The organism is Pseudomonas sp. NPDC089396 (assembly GCF_044749545.1).
In the GTDB taxonomy this organism is placed as follows: Bacteria; Pseudomonadota; Gammaproteobacteria; order Pseudomonadales; family Pseudomonadaceae; genus Aquipseudomonas.
The window spans coordinates 544,352-560,137 of the sequence record NZ_JBIVIC010000002.1; the positions used below are offsets into that span (position 1 = coordinate 544,352).

A 15,786-nucleotide genomic window follows, 5' to 3' on the forward strand; every position below is an offset into this window, starting at 1 on the left:
TGGCCTTCAGGCCGTGATGCAGGGTTTGGGTCCATCTTGTTGTTTTTTCGGTCTTCGCTATCAATCTAGACCTTCGCGCCAGATCGTGCAGGGAGGATGACGACGGCCACTCGTCGGGGGTTGGCCATTGGCGTCGAGGGTTTGGTTAACTGGAGAAGCGAAACGTCTAGAGGCAGGAGGGTGGCCATATGCATCGCTTGGTCATCGAGGTGGACCGCGAGCTCTATGAGCAACTGGAAAATGCCGCGCAGGATCATCATGTGAGCCTGGAAGAGGAGTGTCGCCGCAGGTTGGCTACGCTGGAGTGCCAGTCGCGCTACCTGCAGGCGCTGCTGGCGGAGATGCGCGCCGACGAAGAACCGCAGCGCGCCGAAGGTGTGCAGGTTACTTGATCACTTCTTCTTGTTGCCGGCGGTGCAGCTGGCAGCATCGAAGGCCTGGTCCATGACCGGCTGATTGGTTTTATAGACGGTGAAGCGATAGACCATCACGGCGCCTTTTGACATCAGATTACGAAAACCACTGTTGCGGCATACGCTGTCACCCAGTTGGCTGCGAACCTGGGCGGGGTTTTCCTGCATGCGCGCAGCATGCTCGGCACGCACGCTCAGGTGATTGACCAACGCCTTGCCTTCGACGGTGTAGCCCTGGTCGAGAATGTCTTCATTGATGGCGCGTGGGGTGCCGACGCTGCTCTCCTGGGCGACTTTCTGCAGCATCTTGTTCAACTCGAACTCCTGCTTGGAAGCTGCCTGGGCGGCGAGTGGCAGTGCGAGCAACAGGCTCAGGGTCGGGACGATAAGACGCAGCATGAATCTCTCCTGGTTCGATGACTGGCGCTTTGACATGCGCTGAGGGCCGGCGTTCCATGAGAAACGCAGCTTTACAGGCAAAATCCGGCCGCCAAAGCTTGGGATTATAAGGGACCAATCCGTCCTGCTGCACGGCAAATGACGCCCGCTCTGGTAGACTGGCGCTTTGTTCAATCCGAGTTTTCGCAGTGTTCAGTCAGATTTTTCGCAGAGGCTTGCCACAATGAGCCATGCGGTAGCGCGCCTGCGCGCCGAACGCCTGGCGCGCAGTAACAAACCGTTCATCGCCCGCGGTTCACGAGCCGAGCGGTGCACGGGTTGCCGGGTCATCGCGACCCATTGCCTGTGTGCCTGGAAGCCTCGGGTGCAGGCCGACTCGGGTGTCTGCTTGCTGATGCATGACACCGAGCCTCTGAAACCGACCAATACCGGCTGGCTGATTGCCGACCTGATCGAAGATACCTCCGCCTTTGGCTGGTTGCGCACCTCGGTGGACGAACGTTTGCTGGCGCTGCTCGACGATCCTCAATGGCAACCCTACATCGTCTTCCCCGGTGAATTCGTGGCCCAGGAGCGTGTGGTGAACGAGGTGCAACGTCAGCCGGGCAAGCGCCCGTTGTTCATCCTGCTTGATGCAACCTGGACCGAAGCGCGCAAGATGTTCCGCAAAAGTCCATATCTTGATCGTTTTCCGGTGCTGAGCCTGCAGGCCGAGCAGATGTCGCGCTATCGCCTGCGCCGGTCCAAGCGCGACGACCATTTCTGCACGGCGGAAGTGGCTGCCATGTGCCTGGATCTGGCGGGTGACAGCCAGGCCTCTCAAGCCCTGGATGCCTACCTGGACGTGTTCAGCCTGCATTACCTCAGTGGCAAGCGCCGCCTGCCCCTGGATGATCAGGATGATACCCACCAGCGTTTGCATACCTTCCTATAGTCCAAGGGGCAGCCACTGCGCTTTGGTTCATAATGACCGAGCTGGCAGCCAGGGTGGGCGAGACGGCAGGGCGATTGGCTTGACCACCCCCAGCCGTGCTCGGCATCCTTGGCGCCGATTCCCCGCCAGGCGCTATTACTCCCCCGCATGCGCCTGGCACAGAACAGGATCCATAGATCGATGGCCACTTACGAAATCCTGATTGCCGATGACCACCCGCTGTTTCGTAGCGCTCTGCGCCAGGCTGTTACCCTCGGCCTGGGCGCGGATGTGCGTCTGGTTGAGGTGGCGAGCATCGCCGAACTGGAAACCCGCCTGAGCGAAAAATCCGATTGGGACCTGGTGCTGCTGGACCTGAACATGCCGGGTGCCTATGGCTTCTCCGGGCTGGTCCTGTTGCGTGGCCAGTATCCGCAGATCCCTGTGGTAATGGTTTCGGCCCAGGAAGAGGCTGCGGTGGTGGTCAAGTCGCGTGAATTCGGTGCCAGTGGTTTCATTCCCAAGTCCAGTGGCCTCGAAGTCATTCAGGACGCCGTACGTAAAGTGCTCGACGGTGACGTCTGGTGGCCACCGCAGGCCTTCGAGAAAGTCGATGTGTCGGCCGAGGCCAAGGCCGCCAGCGAAGGCCTTGCCAGCCTCACGCCACAGCAGTTCCGTGTGCTGACCATGGTCTGCGAGGGCTTGTTGAACAAGCAGATCGCGTATGAGCTGAGTGTCTCGGAAGCGACCATCAAGGCGCACGTAACGGCGATCTTCCGCAAGCTCGGCGTGCGCACCCGGACTCAGGCGGCCTTGTTGCTGCAACAACTTGAATCGGTTGCAAGCAACTGACTGCCTGCGTCTTCACGCTTTTTTGACCCGCGCCAGACTACTCTGCTGGCCTTTTATCTGTGAAATGACACCCATGTCGCCATTCAAGGGCCAAACCGGCCTCAAACGCATCTTCAACGCCGCCGGCTACTCGCTGGACGGTTTGCGCGCCGCCTTCAAGGGTGAAGCCGCATTTCGCCAACTGGTGCTGCTCAACGTCCTGCTGATTCCGATTGCCTTCTGGCTGCCGGTCAGCCGTGCCGAGCGGGCGATCATGATCGCGGTGTGCCTGCTCGGCTTGATCGTCGAGCTGTTCAACTCTGCGGTAGAGGCGGCCATTGACCGCATCTCGCTGGAGCGCCACCCGTTGTCGAAGAATGCCAAGGACATGGGCAGCGCCGCGCAGCTGGTGGCGCTGACCATGGTTGCGCTGGTCTGGGGCGTGATCCTGCTTTAAGCGATCGGCGGCAACACGATTTCATCACTGCGGGTAAAGCCCGCAGTGAAGTTGCGGCACAGCTCGAGAAACTCGCGCATCGCCGTGGTCTGGTATTTCTGCTTGTGCCAGATGAAATAGAACTGCCGCATCAGGTCCAGCTCCGGCGTCTCCACCGGTACCAGGCTGCCTCGACGGAAAGCATCGCGCAGGGCCATGCGCGAGATGCAGCTGATGCCCAGCCCCGACTCCACGGCACGCTTGATCGCTTCGGTGTGTTCCAGCTCCAGGCGGATATTCAGGTTGGCGCGATGATGGCGCATGGCCTGATCGAAGGTCAGGCGCGTGCCGGAGCCTTGCTCACGCAAGATCCAGGCTTCATGAGACAAGCTTTCGACATCCGCTCGGCCCAGCTTGGCGAGCGGGTGTTGCGGTGCACAGAACACCACCAGCTCGTCTTCGACCCAAGGCTGCACTTCCAGGTCCGGGTGGCTGCAGTCGCCTTCGATTAGACCTAGATCAATTTCGTACTGCGCCACCTGGTGCACGATATGCGCTGTGTTGTGCACGTGCAGCTTCACCTGGCTTTCCGGGTGCACCTGCATGAAGCTGCCAATCAACAGGGTGGCCAGGTAGTTGCCAATGGTCAGCGTGGCGCCCACCGCCAGCGACCCGAACCCTGACTTGCCATTGAGCAAGTCTTCAATTTCCTTGGCCTGGTCCAGCAGCGCGACCGCCTGGGGCAACAACTGATGGCCAAGGGCGTTGAGCGCCAGGCGCTTGCCCGCGCGGTCGAACAGTTGGCAGCTCGATTGCCGCTCGAGTTCGGTGATCGACGTACTGGCGGCCGATTGCGACAACGCCAGCACGCTGGCGGCCCGCGAGACGCTTTGGTGCTGGGCCACGGCAACGAAGACTTGAAGCTGACGAAGTGTAAATCGCATATCTATATAACCGATAACACATATCTTGATAATTCAGTTAACAGATATTGTCGCTGCCCCTAAACTATCGCGCAACTGTGCGTTTTGCGCGCTGCGTTTTTCTTCAGGAGCCCCATAGATGAGCAACATGAACCACGAACGTGTCCTCAGTGTGCATCACTGGAACGACACCCTGTTCAGCTTCAAGTGCACCCGCGACCCGGGCCTGCGCTTCGAGAACGGTCAGTTCGTGATGATCGGCCTGCAACAGGACAATGGCCGTCCGCTCATGCGCGCCTATTCCATCGCGTCGCCAAACTGGGAAGAGCACCTGGAATTCTTCAGCATCAAGGTGCCGGACGGTCCGCTGACCTCCCAGCTGCAGCACCTGAAGGAAGGCGACGAGATCATCATCAGCAAGAAGCCTACCGGTACTCTGGTGCTCGATGACCTGAACCCGGGCAAGCACCTCTACCTGCTGAGCACCGGCACCGGCCTGGCGCCGTTCATGAGCGTCATCCAGGACCCGGAAACCTACGAGCGTTTCGAGAAGGTGATCCTGGTGCACGGCGTGCGTTACGTGAACGAAGTGGCCTACCGCGAGTTCATTACCGAGCACCTGCCGCAGAACGAGTTCTTCGGTGAAGCGGTACGTGACAAGCTGATCTACTACCCGACCGTCACCCGCGAGCCGTTCGAAAACCAGGGCCGTCTGACCGACCTGATGCGCAGCGGCAAGCTGTTCAGCGACATCGGCCTGCCGCCGATCAACCCGCAGGACGACCGCGCGATGATCTGCGGTAGCCCGAGCATGCTCGACGAGACCAGTGAAGTGCTCGACAGCTTCGGCCTGAAGATTTCCGCGCGTATGCGCGAGCCGGGCGACTACCTGATCGAGCGAGCCTTCGTCGAGAAGTAAGACGAATGCAGCCATAAAAAAACGCAGGCCTCGGCCTGCGTTTTTTTATGGCCCAAAGCTTATGAGCTTCAAGTTTCGCGCACCACTTCCTGTACCCGGATGACGTCGGCCTGCGGATATTGCCACCTGACCTGTACATCCCAGAACTTCACGCCGTAGACGCGCTCCGGTGCCGGCACCTGGTAGGCCGGCCGAGGGTCCTGGGCCAGGCACTGCTCGATCAGCTCCACAAGAGGTTCACCCAGGCGCATTGCGTGGGCCTTGGCCTGGGGCAGGGCGTCGTCGCTCCATTGCACGGCAATCGCCTGCGGCGCGGCGCTGGCCATCAGGTTGCTGGCTCCGACGATGCTATCGGCATAGGGCACATAGGGCTTGATATCGATCACCGGCGTGCCGTCGAGCAGGTCGATCCCGGACAGTAGCAGTCGCCCTGGTTCCACACCTTCCAACCGCACCACCGACTGGCCGATGCCGTTCGGCCGGTGGGTCGCACGGGTTGCGAACACCCCCATGCTCTTGTTGCCACCCAGGCGCGGCGGGCGCACTTTCAGGCGTGGTTTGTCTTCCAGGGCCTGATGGAACAGAAACAGCAGCCAGACATGGCTGACCTGCTCGAGGCCCTCCACCGCATCACCCTGGTCGAATGGCGGCAGCAGCTCCAGTACGCCGCGCGCCGCCGGTGCCAGCTGTGGCTGGCGTGGGATGGCGAACTTTTCCTTGAAGCAGGAACGCACGATGCCGACCGGCGTAACCGTATGCTGCATGGCCACTTAGCCGCGCACGCGCAGGGTCAGGCCCTTGAGGAAGTTGCGCAGCAACTGGTCGCCGCAAGGCCGGTAGTTGTCATGGCCGACCTTGCGGAACAGCGCGCTGAGTTCAGGCTTGGACACCGGGAAATTGACCGACTTGAGGATCACGTGCAGGTCTTCTTCCTTCAGTTCGAAGGCTACCCGCAGCTTCTTCAGGATGGTGTTGTTGGTCACCGGCAATTCGACCGGTTGAGGAGGGCGGCTGTCGTCCTTGCCACGGCGATGGATCACCAGGCCGTCGAGGAAGTGCGCCATGATCCGCTCGGGGCAGCGTACAAATCCTGCCTCGTCTTCTTTCTTCAGGTAGGTGGCGAGCACCACCGGGTTTACCTCGACGCCGGACAGCGCGATGATTTCGGCCATCTTGGCGTCGTTCACCTTGAGCATGTAGCGCAAGCTGCGCAGTACATCATTGTGGTTCATTGCTGCAAAATCCTGTTCAGATGCCGCGCTTTTGGCGCGGCGTATCGCTTAGAAACGTTCGGTGCTGGCCAGGTAGCGCCATTGCCCCAAGGGCAGCTTGCCCATGGACACGCCGCCCAGGCGGATGCGGCGCATGCCCCGCACTTCCAGGCGCAGGTAGGCGCACAGTTCGGAAATTTGCCCGGGTTGTGGGTTCTTCAGGGCCAAGCGCAGGTGGGTCTCGTTCTGCCAGCTGGCCTTGGCCTTGGGCAGTTCCCGGTCATTGCGCGTTGCCCCGCGGGCCAGGCGTTCCAGTGCCTGAGGCGTGGTTTCGCCACGCACTTCGATGATGTATTCCTGCTCCAGCTTGCGCAGGTCGGCGTCGATCTTGCGGGTTACTCGCCAGTCCTGGGTGAAGACCTGCAGGCCGCTGGCACCGCGTTCAAGCGGTGCGATACAGGATAGCTTGGCAAAGTGCCCATGGAGTGGGCGCACGCCTTCGCCATGGGCTTCGCTGAGGCTAGCCAGGTTGATACCGGCGCGGGCCGTTTCGCTGTCGATGCCTGCCTGCTGGTTGAGCAGCAGGGTCACAGGTTCAAGGGCTTCGGCCTTGGCGCCCGGCAACAGCTCGACGCGCTGGTTTTCCACCTTGAACTGCGGTTGCTCGACCACGATGCCATCGACCGTGACCCAGCCCCCCTCGATATACAGCTCGGCCTCTCGGCGGGAGCAGCCGAGCTGCTCGATGAGGCGTTTGGACAGGCGGATGGGTTCGGACATGGGGGGCGGTTCGCAAGGCAGGAAAAGACCTACATTGTACCTGCCCATGGCCGCTTGATGATGGGAATCTGTGTCAAATGCGCCATTTTAGGACGCATTGCACGGCTTCCTGCGACATCGTCCTAGGATGCTGTACGAATTAGCTGCATGTGCAGTAAGGGATAAGGTTGCCCCAAGCCGTCGGTGTCCGAGCGGCCAATCACTTCGAAGCCCTCGTGCAGGTAGAAGCCCAAGGCTTGTGGGTTCTGTTCGTTGACGTCCAGGGTTTCGGCGTTGAGTTCGGCGATGGCATAGCGCAGCAAGCGCTTGCCGACACCTCGGCCACGATAGGCCGGGGCGACGAACAGCATGTCGACGCGGCCGTTGGCGACACCGGCGAAGCCACAGATGCGTCGGTGATCCTTGCAGCAGATGAGCATCACGGCGTCGAGGTAGGTGCGCAGTACATGCTCGCGCAACAGCAGTATGTAGGCATCGGGCAGGAAGTGGTGGGTCGCGCGGACCGAATCCTCCCAGACCTGGACCAGCTCCGGGTAGTCATGCAGGTGGGGTGTTTGCAGTGTCAGCGCCGAATGCATGCCGGTGATCCTCTGTGACCTTTGAGGAAACCATAGATGCAAAAAAAAGCCCCGCCAGTGGGCGGGGCTTGGTCACATGTGCACGGCTCAGACAGGCTCGGCCCACATGTCGTATTCGTCGGCATCGACCACCCGGCAACGCACCTTGTCGCCCGGCTTGAAGCCATGATCGCCATCGATGAACACGCTGCCGTCGATTTCCGGGGCATCGAAGAAGCTGCGGCCAACCGAGCCCTGCTCCTCGACTTCGTCGATCAGCACTTCGATTTCCTTGCCGATGCGCAGTTGCAGGCGTGCTGCGCTGATCGCCTGCTGATGGGCCATGAAGCGGTCCCAGCGTTCCTGCTTGACGTCGTCCGGCACTTCGTCCAGGCCCAGGTCGTTGGCCGGCGCACCTTCGACAGGCGAGTACTGGAAGCAGCCGACGCGGTCGAGCTGGGCTTCGGTCAGCCAGTCCAGCAGGTACTGGAAGTCTTCTTCGGTCTCGCCCGGGAAGCCGACGATGAAGGTCGAGCGGATGACCAACTCAGGGCACTGCTCGCGCCAGTTCTTGATGCGCGCCAGGGTGCGGTCTTCGAAGGCTGGGCGCTTCATCGACTTGAGCACCTTGGGGCTGGCGTGCTGGAACGGGATGTCCAGGTACGGCAGGATCTTGCCAGCGGCCATCAGCGGGATCACATCGTCGACGTTCGGGTACGGGTACACGTAGTGCAGGCGCACCCAGGCACCCAGGCTGCTCAGCGCTTCGCACAGCTCCAGCATGCGGGTCTTGACCGGGCGACCGTTCCAGAAGTCGGTCTTGTACTTGACGTCGACGCCGTAGGCGCTGGTGTCCTGGGAAATCACCAGGATTTCCTTGACCCCAGCCTTGACCAGTCGCTCGGCCTCGCTCAGCACTTCGCCAACCGGGCGGCTGACCAGCTTGCCGCGCATCGACGGGATGATGCAGAAGCTGCAGCTGTGGTTGCAGCCTTCGGAAATCTTCAGGTAGGCGTAGTGGCGCGGGGTCAACTTGACGCCCTGCGGCGGCACCAGGTCGATCAGCGGGTTGTGGTCCTGGCGTGGCGGCACGACTTCGTGCACGGCGTTGACCACCTGCTCGTACTGCTGCGGGCCGCTGACCGACAGCACGCTCGGGTGCACGTCACGGATGTTGCCTTCCTCGACGCCCATGCAGCCGGTGACGATGACCTTGCCGTTTTCCTTGATCGCTTCGCCGATCACTTCCAGCGATTCGGCCTTGGCGCTGTCGATGAAGCCGCAGGTGTTGACCACCACCACGTCGGCGTCTTCGTAAGTGGGCACGACTTCATAGCCTTCCATGCGCAGCTGGGTAAGGATGCGCTCGGAATCGACCAAAGCCTTCGGGCAGCCCAGGCTGACGAATCCGACCTTAGGGGTGGCGGGAGTGGTGGACATGACTAACCTCGGTATTGAATGCAGATCGCCCGGCCGGTGGCAGGGCGATCCTGACGGGCGCTGTGGGCGCCTCTGATCAAAAAGTGCGCAATTCTAGCGAGCGCAAGGTCGCTTGACCAGCACAAAAGCGACGAACGCTGCGCTATGCTTCGCGCCGTTGCGTCCGGGTATCTGTGATGCCTTGGCGTGGGAGTGAATTTCTACAGGCCGTTGTGGCCGTTCGCGGGAGTGGTCGATGGTTCAGGCAAGCAGTCACGCCGAGGGCGGGCAGGGGGCGACACGCTCGATCAGCCTGCTGGTGGCAGCTGTTGGGGTGGTCTATGGCGATATCGGTACCAGCCCGTTGTATACCCTCAAGGAAGTCTTTAGCGGCGGCTATGGAGTGCCAGTCAATCACGATGGCGTACTGGGGATCCTGTCGCTGATCCTCTGGTCGCTGCTGTGGGTGGTGTCGTTCAAATACGTGATGTTCATCCTGCGCGCCGATAACCAGGGTGAAGGCGGCACCATGGCCCTGATCGCGCTGGCGCGTCGGGCCACGGCTGCCTACCCGCGGCTGCGCACGCTGATGGTCATCTGCGGGCTTATAGGCGCCTCGTTGTTCTATGGCGACAGCATGATCACCCCGGCGGTATCGGTGTTGTCGGCCGTGGAGGGCATGGGTTTGGCGTTCGATGGCATCGACCATTGGGTGGTGCCGATCTCGCTGATAGTGCTGGTGGCGCTGTTTCTGGTGCAAAAACACGGCACGGAAAAGATCGGCAAGGCGTTCGGACCGATCATGGTCATCTGGTTCCTGGTGCTGGGCGCGCTGGGCGTGCATGGCATTTCCCAGAGCCCCGAAGTGCTCAAGGCATTCAACCCGGGCTGGGGTGTCCATTTCTTCGTGGTCCATCCTGGCATGGGTGTGGCCATTCTCGGCGCCGTGGTGCTGGCACTGACCGGTGCCGAGGCGCTGTACGCCGACATGGGCCATTTCGGCCGCAAGCCGATCGCTCGCGCCTGGTTTGCCCTGGTGCTGCCAGCCCTGGTGCTCAACTACTTCGGCCAGGGTGCGATCCTGCTGCAGAACCCTGACGCCGCGCGCAACCCGTTCTACCTGTTGGCGCCGGGCTGGGCCTTGCTGCCGCTGGTGGGCCTGGCGACGATGGCCACGGTGATTGCCTCGCAGGCGGTGATTTCGGGAGCCTTCTCCCTGACGCGTCAGGCCATCCAGCTCGGTTACATCCCGCGCATGCAGATCCAGCACACCTCCAGCGACGAGCAGGGGCAGATCTACATCGGTGCGGTGAACTGGACGCTGATGGTCGCGGTGGTGCTGCTGGTGATCGGTTTCGAGTCGTCCGGCGCCCTGGCCGCGGCCTATGGCGTGGCGGTAACCGGCACCATGCTGATGACCACGATTCTGGTGTCTTCGGTGATGCTGCTGCTGTGGAAGTGGCCGCCGATGGTGGCGGTGCCGATCTTGCTGGGCTTCCTGTTCGTCGACGGGCTGTTCTTTGCCGCCAACGTGCCGAAGATCGTCCAGGGCGGCGCCTTCCCGGTGCTGGCAGGGGGCGTGCTGTTCCTGCTGATGAGTACCTGGAAGCGTGGCAAGCAGATCCTGGTCGACCGTATCGACGAAGGCGGATTGCCGCTGCCGGTGTTCATCGGCAGCATTCGCGTGCAGCCGCCACACCGGGTCGAAGGCACTGCCGTGTTTCTCACTGCGCGGCCAGACGCCGTGCCCCATGCGCTGTTGCACAACATGTTGCACAACCAGGTGCTGCACAACCAGGTCGTGTTGCTGACGGTGGTCACCGAAGACCGGCCGCGGGTGCCGGACCAGGAGCGCTTCGAGGTGGAGGCGTATGGCGATGGGTTCTTCCGGGTGTTGCTGCACTTTGGCTTCATGGACGAGCCGGATGTGCCGGCAGCGCTGAAGCTGTGTCATCTGGATGAGCTGGATTTCAGCCCGATGCGCACGACGTACTTCCTTAGCCGTGAAACGGTGATTGCGTCGCGTCTGGAGGGGATGTCGCGCTGGCGCGGGAACCTGTTTGCGTTCCTGCTGAAGAATGCCAACGGTAACCTGCGCTTTTTCAACCTGCCGCTCAATCGGGTGATCGAGCTGGGGACGCAGGTCGAGATCTGAGTGAAACCTGGGGCTGCTTTGCAGCCCTTTCGCGACACAAGGCCGCTCCTACAGGTAAGCGCCGTCCTGTAGGAGCGGCCTTGTGTCGCGAAAGGGGCGCAAAGCGCCCCCAGGGCTCACCTCAATTCTTGTCCGCCACGCTGGATTTGCCCTGGCGGGTCTCGATCTCGCCAATCAAACGCTTGGCCAGCGCCGGGTAGTTCTCGTCGAAGTGGTGCCCACCCGGCAGCTTCATGCGCTCGCCCACTGCCGTCTTGTCGGTGCAACCGCTCTCGTCGGTCTCTTCCACGCCATATACGCACACCACCTTGGACGCAGGCAGCTTGGCCATTTCCGGCCCGGTTGGCGCTTCCTGGCCTTCTTTGCCCAGCCAGCCTTCTACCTCGATTTCGAAGCTGCCGCTGCGGGCGAAGGCCAGCAGCACCACGGCGTCGATGCGCTGCTGGTCTTCAGCGGGCAGGCGATTGTAGATGGCGGGCAACACGTCGGCACCGAACGAATAACCGGTCAGCACGAAGCGCTTGGTGCCCCATTTCTGCCGGTAATGCTGCATGAGCTCCGACAGGTCGGCGGCGCTTTGCTCCGGCGTCTTGTGCTGCCAGTAGTAACGCAGGGTGTCGATGCCCACCACTGGATAGCCGAGCTTGGCCATCTCACCGGCCACGTCGCGATCAAGGTCGCGCCAGCCGCCGTCGCCGGAGAGGAACAGGGTGACAGTGTCGGTGGTCTGCCCGGCAGGCACTTCGACGACCGGAATGGCCAGGGCGTTGCCGTCACGGCCTACCAGCGCCTGTGTCAGCTGTGCCTTGAGCACTTGTGGCAGGTGGATGTCGTAGTCGCTGATGCTGGTTTCAGCATTGGCCTGGTCACGCACGAAGGCGGCGCTGGCGTCATCCGGGTTGTCGTTCCAGGCCACGTTCCAGTGGCCGTGCGCGGCGGATGTCGGCAGCGCGGTGGCGCAGCCGGGCTGTTCGACGCTGAAGTCGACCGAGATGGCCCTGGCCTTGTCATCGCTCTGTGCCGCCAGCCAGCGCCAGGCTTGGGCTCCACCTGGGCCAATGCCCGCGACCAGGGTGGGTTTGTCGGACAGTTGGGTCAGCGCCTGGTCCATGGCCTGCTGCTGCTTGCTGCAGTCGCTTGGCGGCAGGATCACTTGTACCAGCTGTGCTTCGCCGGCCTGGCTCAGGTCCAGCAGCTGCTTGTCGCTCAATGCCTGGTCCTGGGGCACGCCGATGGCCACCCGGGCCTTGGCATGCACGCCGGGGGTGACGCGGGTGATGCTGGTGCCATCGAGGGTCAGTTGCTCCAGACGCGCTTGCGGGGCGGGGCGGGCCCACAGCCAGAAGACCGCAGCACCGACCAGGGCAGCCGCGAGCAGGGGAATCAGTACGTACAGCCAATAGCGTCGGATCATCAACGTTTCACCAATCCAGTCAGGCCGCCAGCGATCAGGGCGGCAGTGTCAGCCAGTGCCACCAGCGGGTCGAGCCCGGCCGGCACGGCCATGTAACGGGGTTCCCAGTCCGGCTGGAACTTGTCCTTGAAGCGCCGCAGGCCCTGGAAGTTGTAAAGCTGTTCGCCGCGACGGAACACCATCGAGCCCAGGCGCTGGGTCAGGGGCGCGCCACGCCGAGGTTGCAGCCCGGAAAGCGGGACCATGCCCAGGCTGAAGCGGCCATAGTCATGGCTTTTGTAGTGCAGAATCAGGCCGATCATCATGAATTCCATGGTCAGCTTCGGCGCCTCGGGATGCGCGCGCATCAGGTCCAGGCTGGCCAGTTCGTTGCCGTGGGTTTCCAACAGGTTGGCAAAGGCCACCGGGCGACCCTGGAAGCGAATCAGGGCGATGCGGAAATGTTGCAGGTACTCGGGGCTGAAGCGCCCCAGCGAGAAGCCTTTCTCACGCACGTTCTTGCTGCCGAGCCAGGCATCGGAGATTTCCCTGAGCTCCGCCAGTGGGGCCTGGCCGGGTTCGTGGATTTCCAGGCTCAGGCCGTCGCGTCCACCCCGGTTCCAGGTGTAGCGCAGGTCTTTCATCTCCTTGCCCTTGGCTTCGATGTCGAAGCGGCGCAGGTCGACCCGGGCCTCCTCGCCGAGCTTGAGCGCGGTCAGGCCGATGTCCATGTAGAACGGCAGGTTTTCCGCGCGCACCTGGTAGAACACCGGGCGGGCGTGGTGCAGGTCACACAGGTCGCGGAATTGCCAGATCATCTCGGCGCGCTCCTGGGCCGGGCCGATCGGGTCGTACAGCGCCACCAGGCTGCGGCCGCGGCGGGCGTACATCAGGAAGGCGTTGTCGCTGGGGTGGAATAGCAGGGCCTTGTCGCCGGTCAGGGCCAGACCGCCGTCGGGTTGGTCGGACGCCAGCAGAATCCGGTTGGCGCGCTGCAATTCATCGGCATCGGGCAGGTGAATGGTCGGGCGGGCAGTGCGCAGCAGCCAGGTCAGGGCGACGATGACCAGCAGCACGGCACTGCCCATGGCGGCCCGCAGGCCACGCGGGGCATCGGCATCCAGGGTGAATTGCCACCACAGCTGATGGCTGTAGGGCACATCCTGGTAGGCAAATAACAGCAACCATACCGACGCGCCGAGCACGCAGGCACTGGCCACCAGGTAAATGGGCGAGAAGGGCAGCTCCAGCAGGCGGCTCGGGCGGTAGAACGAGCGTCGGAACAACGCCAGCAGCACGGCGGTGGCAGTCAGCAGGCAGGCCTCTTCCCAGTCGAAGCCCTTGAGCAGTGATAGCAGGGCGCCCACCAAGAGCAGCACGGTGGTCAGCAGCCAGGCTGCGGACAGGCGGCGACGCAGGCCTTGTGCCAGCAGCAGGCAGAGCACACCGATCAGGCTGGCGCCGAAGTGCGAGGCATCGATCAGGCGGTGCGGCACCAGAAAGCCCATGTGCTCCAGGCGGGTATCTATTTCTGGGGTGGCACCGGAGAACAGCAGTACCACCCCGGACAGGAACACCAGGATGGCCAGGATCGGCGCAGCCAGCCCGGACGCGGCCTTGATCGCCTGCTGGGCGAACAGCAGGCGACGCGCTTCGTTCGCCAGCAGCAGCGCACACGCCAGGAGCAAGGGCAGCACCACGTAGATCAGGCGGTACAGCAGCAGGGCGGCTGCCAGTGGCGCGGCGCCCAGTTGGTCGGCGAAGGCCGCCAGCAGGATCGCCTCGAACACCCCGACGCCGCCTGGTACATGGCTCAGCACGCCGGCGGACAGGGCCAGCAGGTAGACCAGCACGAACGCGCCGAAGGGGGGCGCCTCGGGCAGTAACAGGTACAGCACAGTGGCTGCGGCCGCGACGTCCAGGGCGGTAATCAGCAGCTGCAGTGCTGCCAGGCGGGCACCCGGCAGACGCAAGGTGCGCCGGCCAATTTGAACCAGCAGGTTGTCTGCCAGTGGCTGCTCTGCCTGGCGCCGACGGTACAGACCAATCACCAGTACGGCTGTCAGCGCCAGCACCGCGCTGGCGATCCCGGCCAGAACGCTGGAGGGCAGGCGCAAGGCTGCGGCCGCAGCTGGCAAGTTGCTCAAGGTCGCCAGCGCGGCAAGGGGCGGTAGTGCACAACCCAGGGACAGGCTGGCAAACACCGTCATGCGCGCGACTTCAGCGGCCCCCAGGCCTTGGCGGGCATACAGGCGATAGCGCACCGAGCCACCTGAGAGCATGGACAGGCCAATGGCATTGCCGATGGCGAACGCGCTGAACCCACCGAGCAGCAAGGTTCGCCCGGGCAGTTTCACGCCGGCATAGCGGCTTGCCGACCATTCGTACCCGAGCAGGATCGCAAAGCCGATGACCGTCGCCAGCAACGCGCCGAGCAGTGACTGGGTCGGTACGCTGAGCATGGAGTCGTGCAGCGCATAGATGTCCAGTTCGCTCAACAGGTGGCGACAGGCAATCAATGCCATGGCAAACAGCAACAGGGTCACGCCCAGGCCGATCGACTGGCGATAGCGGCTCAAGCGTTCGAGCCACGGCAGGCGCTGCGCGGCCGTGGGCAACACGGCGGCAAGTGGAGCCTGGGGTTCGGGGTTCTGGGAGGTCATGGATTACCCCGGGCATACTGCGCGAGGTACGGGAAAGGTGCGGCCAAGTGGAAGTCCCTTTGAAAAACGTATCCAGATATTACTCCGGGCAACGTGACTTTCAGTCGTCCGGCACGGTTAAAGATAGTTCATCCTGGGGAGGAGCTCTCAAACCTGCGGGTTGGCGGACGAAAAGGGGGAGGGGACGGTTTTTAAGGCGACGAAATGCAACAAACCCCGCGCTGCTGTTACACAGGCGGGGTTTGTTCTGACGAATATGGTTGCGGGAGCCGGATTTGAACCGACGACCTTCGGGTTATGAGCCCGACGAGCTACCAGACTGCTCCATCCCGCGTCAGAGGGGCGCATTCTACAGCTTCACGCCTGGCGGTCAAGCTTTTTCGCAGCTTACCAGGCAATTTCTTCAGTTAGGTTTTTCCAGGCCAAAGAAAAAGGCCACTGCATAAACAGTGGCCTTTTCTTTAAATCTGGTTGCGGGAGCCGGATTTGAACCGACGACCTTCGGGTTATGAGCCCGACGAGCTACCAGGCTGCTCCATCCCGCGCCTGTGAGATCGAATTCTACAGCTTTAAAATCTGCCGTCAAGCCTTAGTTGTTGATTTGCCTGAATTAAATGTCAGTGCACTTATTTTCGGGCAAAAGAAAAAGGCCACTGTGTGAACAGTGGCCTTTTCTTTAATCTGGTTGCGGGAGCCGGATTTGAACCGACGACCTTCGGGTTATGAGCCCGACGAGCTACCAGGCTGCTCCATCCCGCGCCTGTGAGATCGAAT

Annotated in this window: 15 protein-coding genes and 3 tRNA genes; 6 read left to right on the forward strand and 12 right to left on the reverse strand. The window is 62.2% G+C overall.

Translation table 11 applies throughout. The features are described from left to right. Positions 1–188 precede the first annotated feature (188 nt). On the forward strand, positions 189–392 hold the full coding sequence (locus tag ACIPZB_RS05485) for a hypothetical protein (protein WP_008094702.1): 204 nt from the start codon (positions 189–191) through the stop codon (positions 390–392). Here ACIPZB_RS05485 and ACIPZB_RS05490 read toward each other — a convergent pair whose 3' ends face one another. After that, on the reverse strand, positions 393–812 hold the full coding sequence (locus tag ACIPZB_RS05490; RefSeq protein WP_400639290.1) for a quorum-sensing-regulated virulence factor family protein: 420 nt from the start codon (positions 810–812) through the stop codon (positions 393–395). Positions 813–1,035: 223 nt separating this feature from the next. On the opposite strand from ACIPZB_RS05490, the gene ACIPZB_RS05495 reads away from it, so the two are divergent. The 3 genes from ACIPZB_RS05495 to ACIPZB_RS05505 all read left to right on the forward strand — a co-directional run bounded on the left by ACIPZB_RS05495 (position 1,036) and on the right by ACIPZB_RS05505 (position 3,013). Continuing rightward, positions 1,036–1,746 carry a tRNA-uridine aminocarboxypropyltransferase gene (locus ACIPZB_RS05495; RefSeq protein ID WP_008094700.1) on the forward strand — a complete coding sequence of 237 codons (711 nt, stop codon included), beginning with the start codon at positions 1,036–1,038 and terminating at the stop codon, positions 1,744–1,746. Between the two features lie 180 nt (positions 1,747–1,926). After that, on the forward strand, positions 1,927–2,577 hold the full coding sequence (gene erdR, locus ACIPZB_RS05500) for a response regulator transcription factor ErdR (RefSeq protein ID WP_008094699.1): 651 nt from the start codon (positions 1,927–1,929) through the stop codon (positions 2,575–2,577). A gap of 64 nt (positions 2,578–2,641) precedes the next feature. Beyond that, positions 2,642–3,013, forward strand: a complete 372-nt coding sequence (locus ACIPZB_RS05505; RefSeq protein WP_177324910.1) for a diacylglycerol kinase — start codon at positions 2,642–2,644, stop codon at positions 3,011–3,013. Here the strand turns inward: ACIPZB_RS05505 and finR are convergent. Then, positions 3,010–3,936, reverse strand: a complete 927-nt coding sequence (gene finR, locus ACIPZB_RS05510; RefSeq protein ID WP_400639291.1) for a LysR family transcriptional regulator FinR — start codon at positions 3,934–3,936, stop codon at positions 3,010–3,012. The genes ACIPZB_RS05505 and finR overlap by 4 nt on opposite strands. A gap of 118 nt (positions 3,937–4,054) precedes the next feature. Here finR and fpr point away from each other — a divergent pair, with 118 nt between their 5' ends. Then, positions 4,055–4,834, forward strand: coding sequence for a ferredoxin-NADP reductase (gene fpr / locus ACIPZB_RS05515; RefSeq protein ID WP_008094696.1), 780 nt, complete (start codon positions 4,055–4,057; stop codon positions 4,832–4,834). A 68-nt stretch (positions 4,835–4,902) separates the two neighbouring features. Here the strand turns inward: fpr and tsaA are convergent, their stop codons facing one another. The 5 genes from tsaA to rimO form a co-directional block, all read right to left on the reverse strand. Continuing rightward, entirely contained in the window at positions 4,903–5,598 is a 696-nt protein-coding gene (gene tsaA, locus ACIPZB_RS05520; RefSeq protein ID WP_400639292.1) for a tRNA (N6-threonylcarbamoyladenosine(37)-N6)-methyltransferase TrmO, read from the reverse strand. 6 nt (positions 5,599–5,604) lie between these two features. After that, positions 5,605–6,066 (reverse strand): DUF1456 family protein, encoded by a 462-nt coding sequence (locus ACIPZB_RS05525; protein WP_008094694.1) that lies wholly within the window; start codon positions 6,064–6,066, stop codon positions 5,605–5,607. A 48-nt stretch (positions 6,067–6,114) separates the two neighbouring features. Further along, positions 6,115–6,825, reverse strand: a complete 711-nt coding sequence (locus tag ACIPZB_RS05530) for an rRNA pseudouridine synthase (protein ID WP_400639293.1) — start codon at positions 6,823–6,825, stop codon at positions 6,115–6,117. 122 nt (positions 6,826–6,947) lie between these two features. Continuing rightward, positions 6,948–7,403 (reverse strand): GNAT family N-acetyltransferase, encoded by a 456-nt coding sequence (locus ACIPZB_RS05535; protein ID WP_400639294.1) that lies wholly within the window; start codon positions 7,401–7,403, stop codon positions 6,948–6,950. Between the two features lie 87 nt (positions 7,404–7,490). Continuing rightward, a complete protein-coding gene (gene rimO / locus ACIPZB_RS05540) occupies positions 7,491–8,822 on the reverse strand; it encodes a 30S ribosomal protein S12 methylthiotransferase RimO (protein WP_008094690.1) in 1,332 nt (443 codons plus the stop codon). A 235-nt stretch (positions 8,823–9,057) separates the two neighbouring features. Here rimO and ACIPZB_RS05545 point away from each other — a divergent pair, with 235 nt between their 5' ends. Then, on the forward strand, positions 9,058–10,956 hold the full coding sequence (locus ACIPZB_RS05545; protein ID WP_400639295.1) for a potassium transporter Kup: 1,899 nt from the start codon (positions 9,058–9,060) through the stop codon (positions 10,954–10,956). Positions 10,957–11,077: 121 nt separating this feature from the next. Here the strand turns inward: ACIPZB_RS05545 and ACIPZB_RS05550 are convergent, their stop codons facing one another. The 5 genes from ACIPZB_RS05550 to ACIPZB_RS05570 all read right to left on the reverse strand — a co-directional run bounded on the left by ACIPZB_RS05550 (position 11,078) and on the right by ACIPZB_RS05570 (position 15,771). Continuing rightward, positions 11,078–12,370 (reverse strand): virulence factor family protein, encoded by a 1,293-nt coding sequence (locus ACIPZB_RS05550; RefSeq protein ID WP_400639296.1) that lies wholly within the window; start codon positions 12,368–12,370, stop codon positions 11,078–11,080. Further along, positions 12,370–15,012, reverse strand: a complete 2,643-nt coding sequence (gene mprF, locus ACIPZB_RS05555; protein ID WP_400639298.1) for a bifunctional lysylphosphatidylglycerol flippase/synthetase MprF — start codon at positions 15,010–15,012, stop codon at positions 12,370–12,372. The genes ACIPZB_RS05550 and mprF overlap by 1 nt, the downstream gene beginning before the upstream one ends. Before the next feature lie 257 nt (positions 15,013–15,269). Continuing rightward, positions 15,270–15,346: transfer RNA gene (locus ACIPZB_RS05560), tRNA-Met, on the reverse strand. 134 nt (positions 15,347–15,480) lie between these two features. Beyond that, positions 15,481–15,557 (reverse strand) — tRNA-Met (locus ACIPZB_RS05565). A 137-nt stretch (positions 15,558–15,694) separates the two neighbouring features. Continuing rightward, positions 15,695–15,771, reverse strand: a tRNA-Met gene (locus tag ACIPZB_RS05570). Between the last annotated feature and the right edge of the window lie 15 nt (positions 15,772–15,786).

Bases quoted from the DNA above. Each gene is read 5' to 3' on its own strand.
- erdR (WP_008094699.1), top strand. From the start codon at position 1,927: ATGGCCACTTACGAAATCCTGATTGCCGATGACCACCCGCTGTTTCGT.
- ACIPZB_RS05550 (WP_400639296.1), bottom strand. From the start codon at position 12,370: ATGATCCGACGCTATTGGCTGTACGTACTGATTCCCCTGCTCGCGGCT.
- ACIPZB_RS05535 (WP_400639294.1), bottom strand. From the start codon at position 7,403: ATGCATTCGGCGCTGACACTGCAAACACCCCACCTGCATGACTACCCG.
- ACIPZB_RS05485 (WP_008094702.1), top strand. From the start codon at position 189: ATGCATCGCTTGGTCATCGAGGTGGACCGCGAGCTCTATGAGCAACTG.
- mprF (WP_400639298.1), bottom strand. From the start codon at position 15,012: ATGACCTCCCAGAACCCCGAACCCCAGGCTCCACTTGCCGCCGTGTTG.
- rimO (WP_008094690.1), bottom strand. From the start codon at position 8,822: ATGTCCACCACTCCCGCCACCCCTAAGGTCGGATTCGTCAGCCTGGGC.
- ACIPZB_RS05505 (WP_177324910.1), top strand. From the start codon at position 2,642: ATGACACCCATGTCGCCATTCAAGGGCCAAACCGGCCTCAAACGCATC.
- ACIPZB_RS05490 (WP_400639290.1), bottom strand. From the start codon at position 812: ATGCTGCGTCTTATCGTCCCGACCCTGAGCCTGTTGCTCGCACTGCCA.
- tsaA (WP_400639292.1), bottom strand. From the start codon at position 5,598: ATGCAGCATACGGTTACGCCGGTCGGCATCGTGCGTTCCTGCTTCAAG.
- ACIPZB_RS05525 (WP_008094694.1), bottom strand. From the start codon at position 6,066: ATGAACCACAATGATGTACTGCGCAGCTTGCGCTACATGCTCAAGGTG.
- ACIPZB_RS05530 (WP_400639293.1), bottom strand. From the start codon at position 6,825: ATGTCCGAACCCATCCGCCTGTCCAAACGCCTCATCGAGCAGCTCGGC.
- fpr (WP_008094696.1), top strand. From the start codon at position 4,055: ATGAGCAACATGAACCACGAACGTGTCCTCAGTGTGCATCACTGGAAC.
- finR (WP_400639291.1), bottom strand. From the start codon at position 3,936: ATGCGATTTACACTTCGTCAGCTTCAAGTCTTCGTTGCCGTGGCCCAG.
- ACIPZB_RS05545 (WP_400639295.1), top strand. From the start codon at position 9,058: ATGGTTCAGGCAAGCAGTCACGCCGAGGGCGGGCAGGGGGCGACACGC.
- ACIPZB_RS05495 (WP_008094700.1), top strand. From the start codon at position 1,036: ATGAGCCATGCGGTAGCGCGCCTGCGCGCCGAACGCCTGGCGCGCAGT.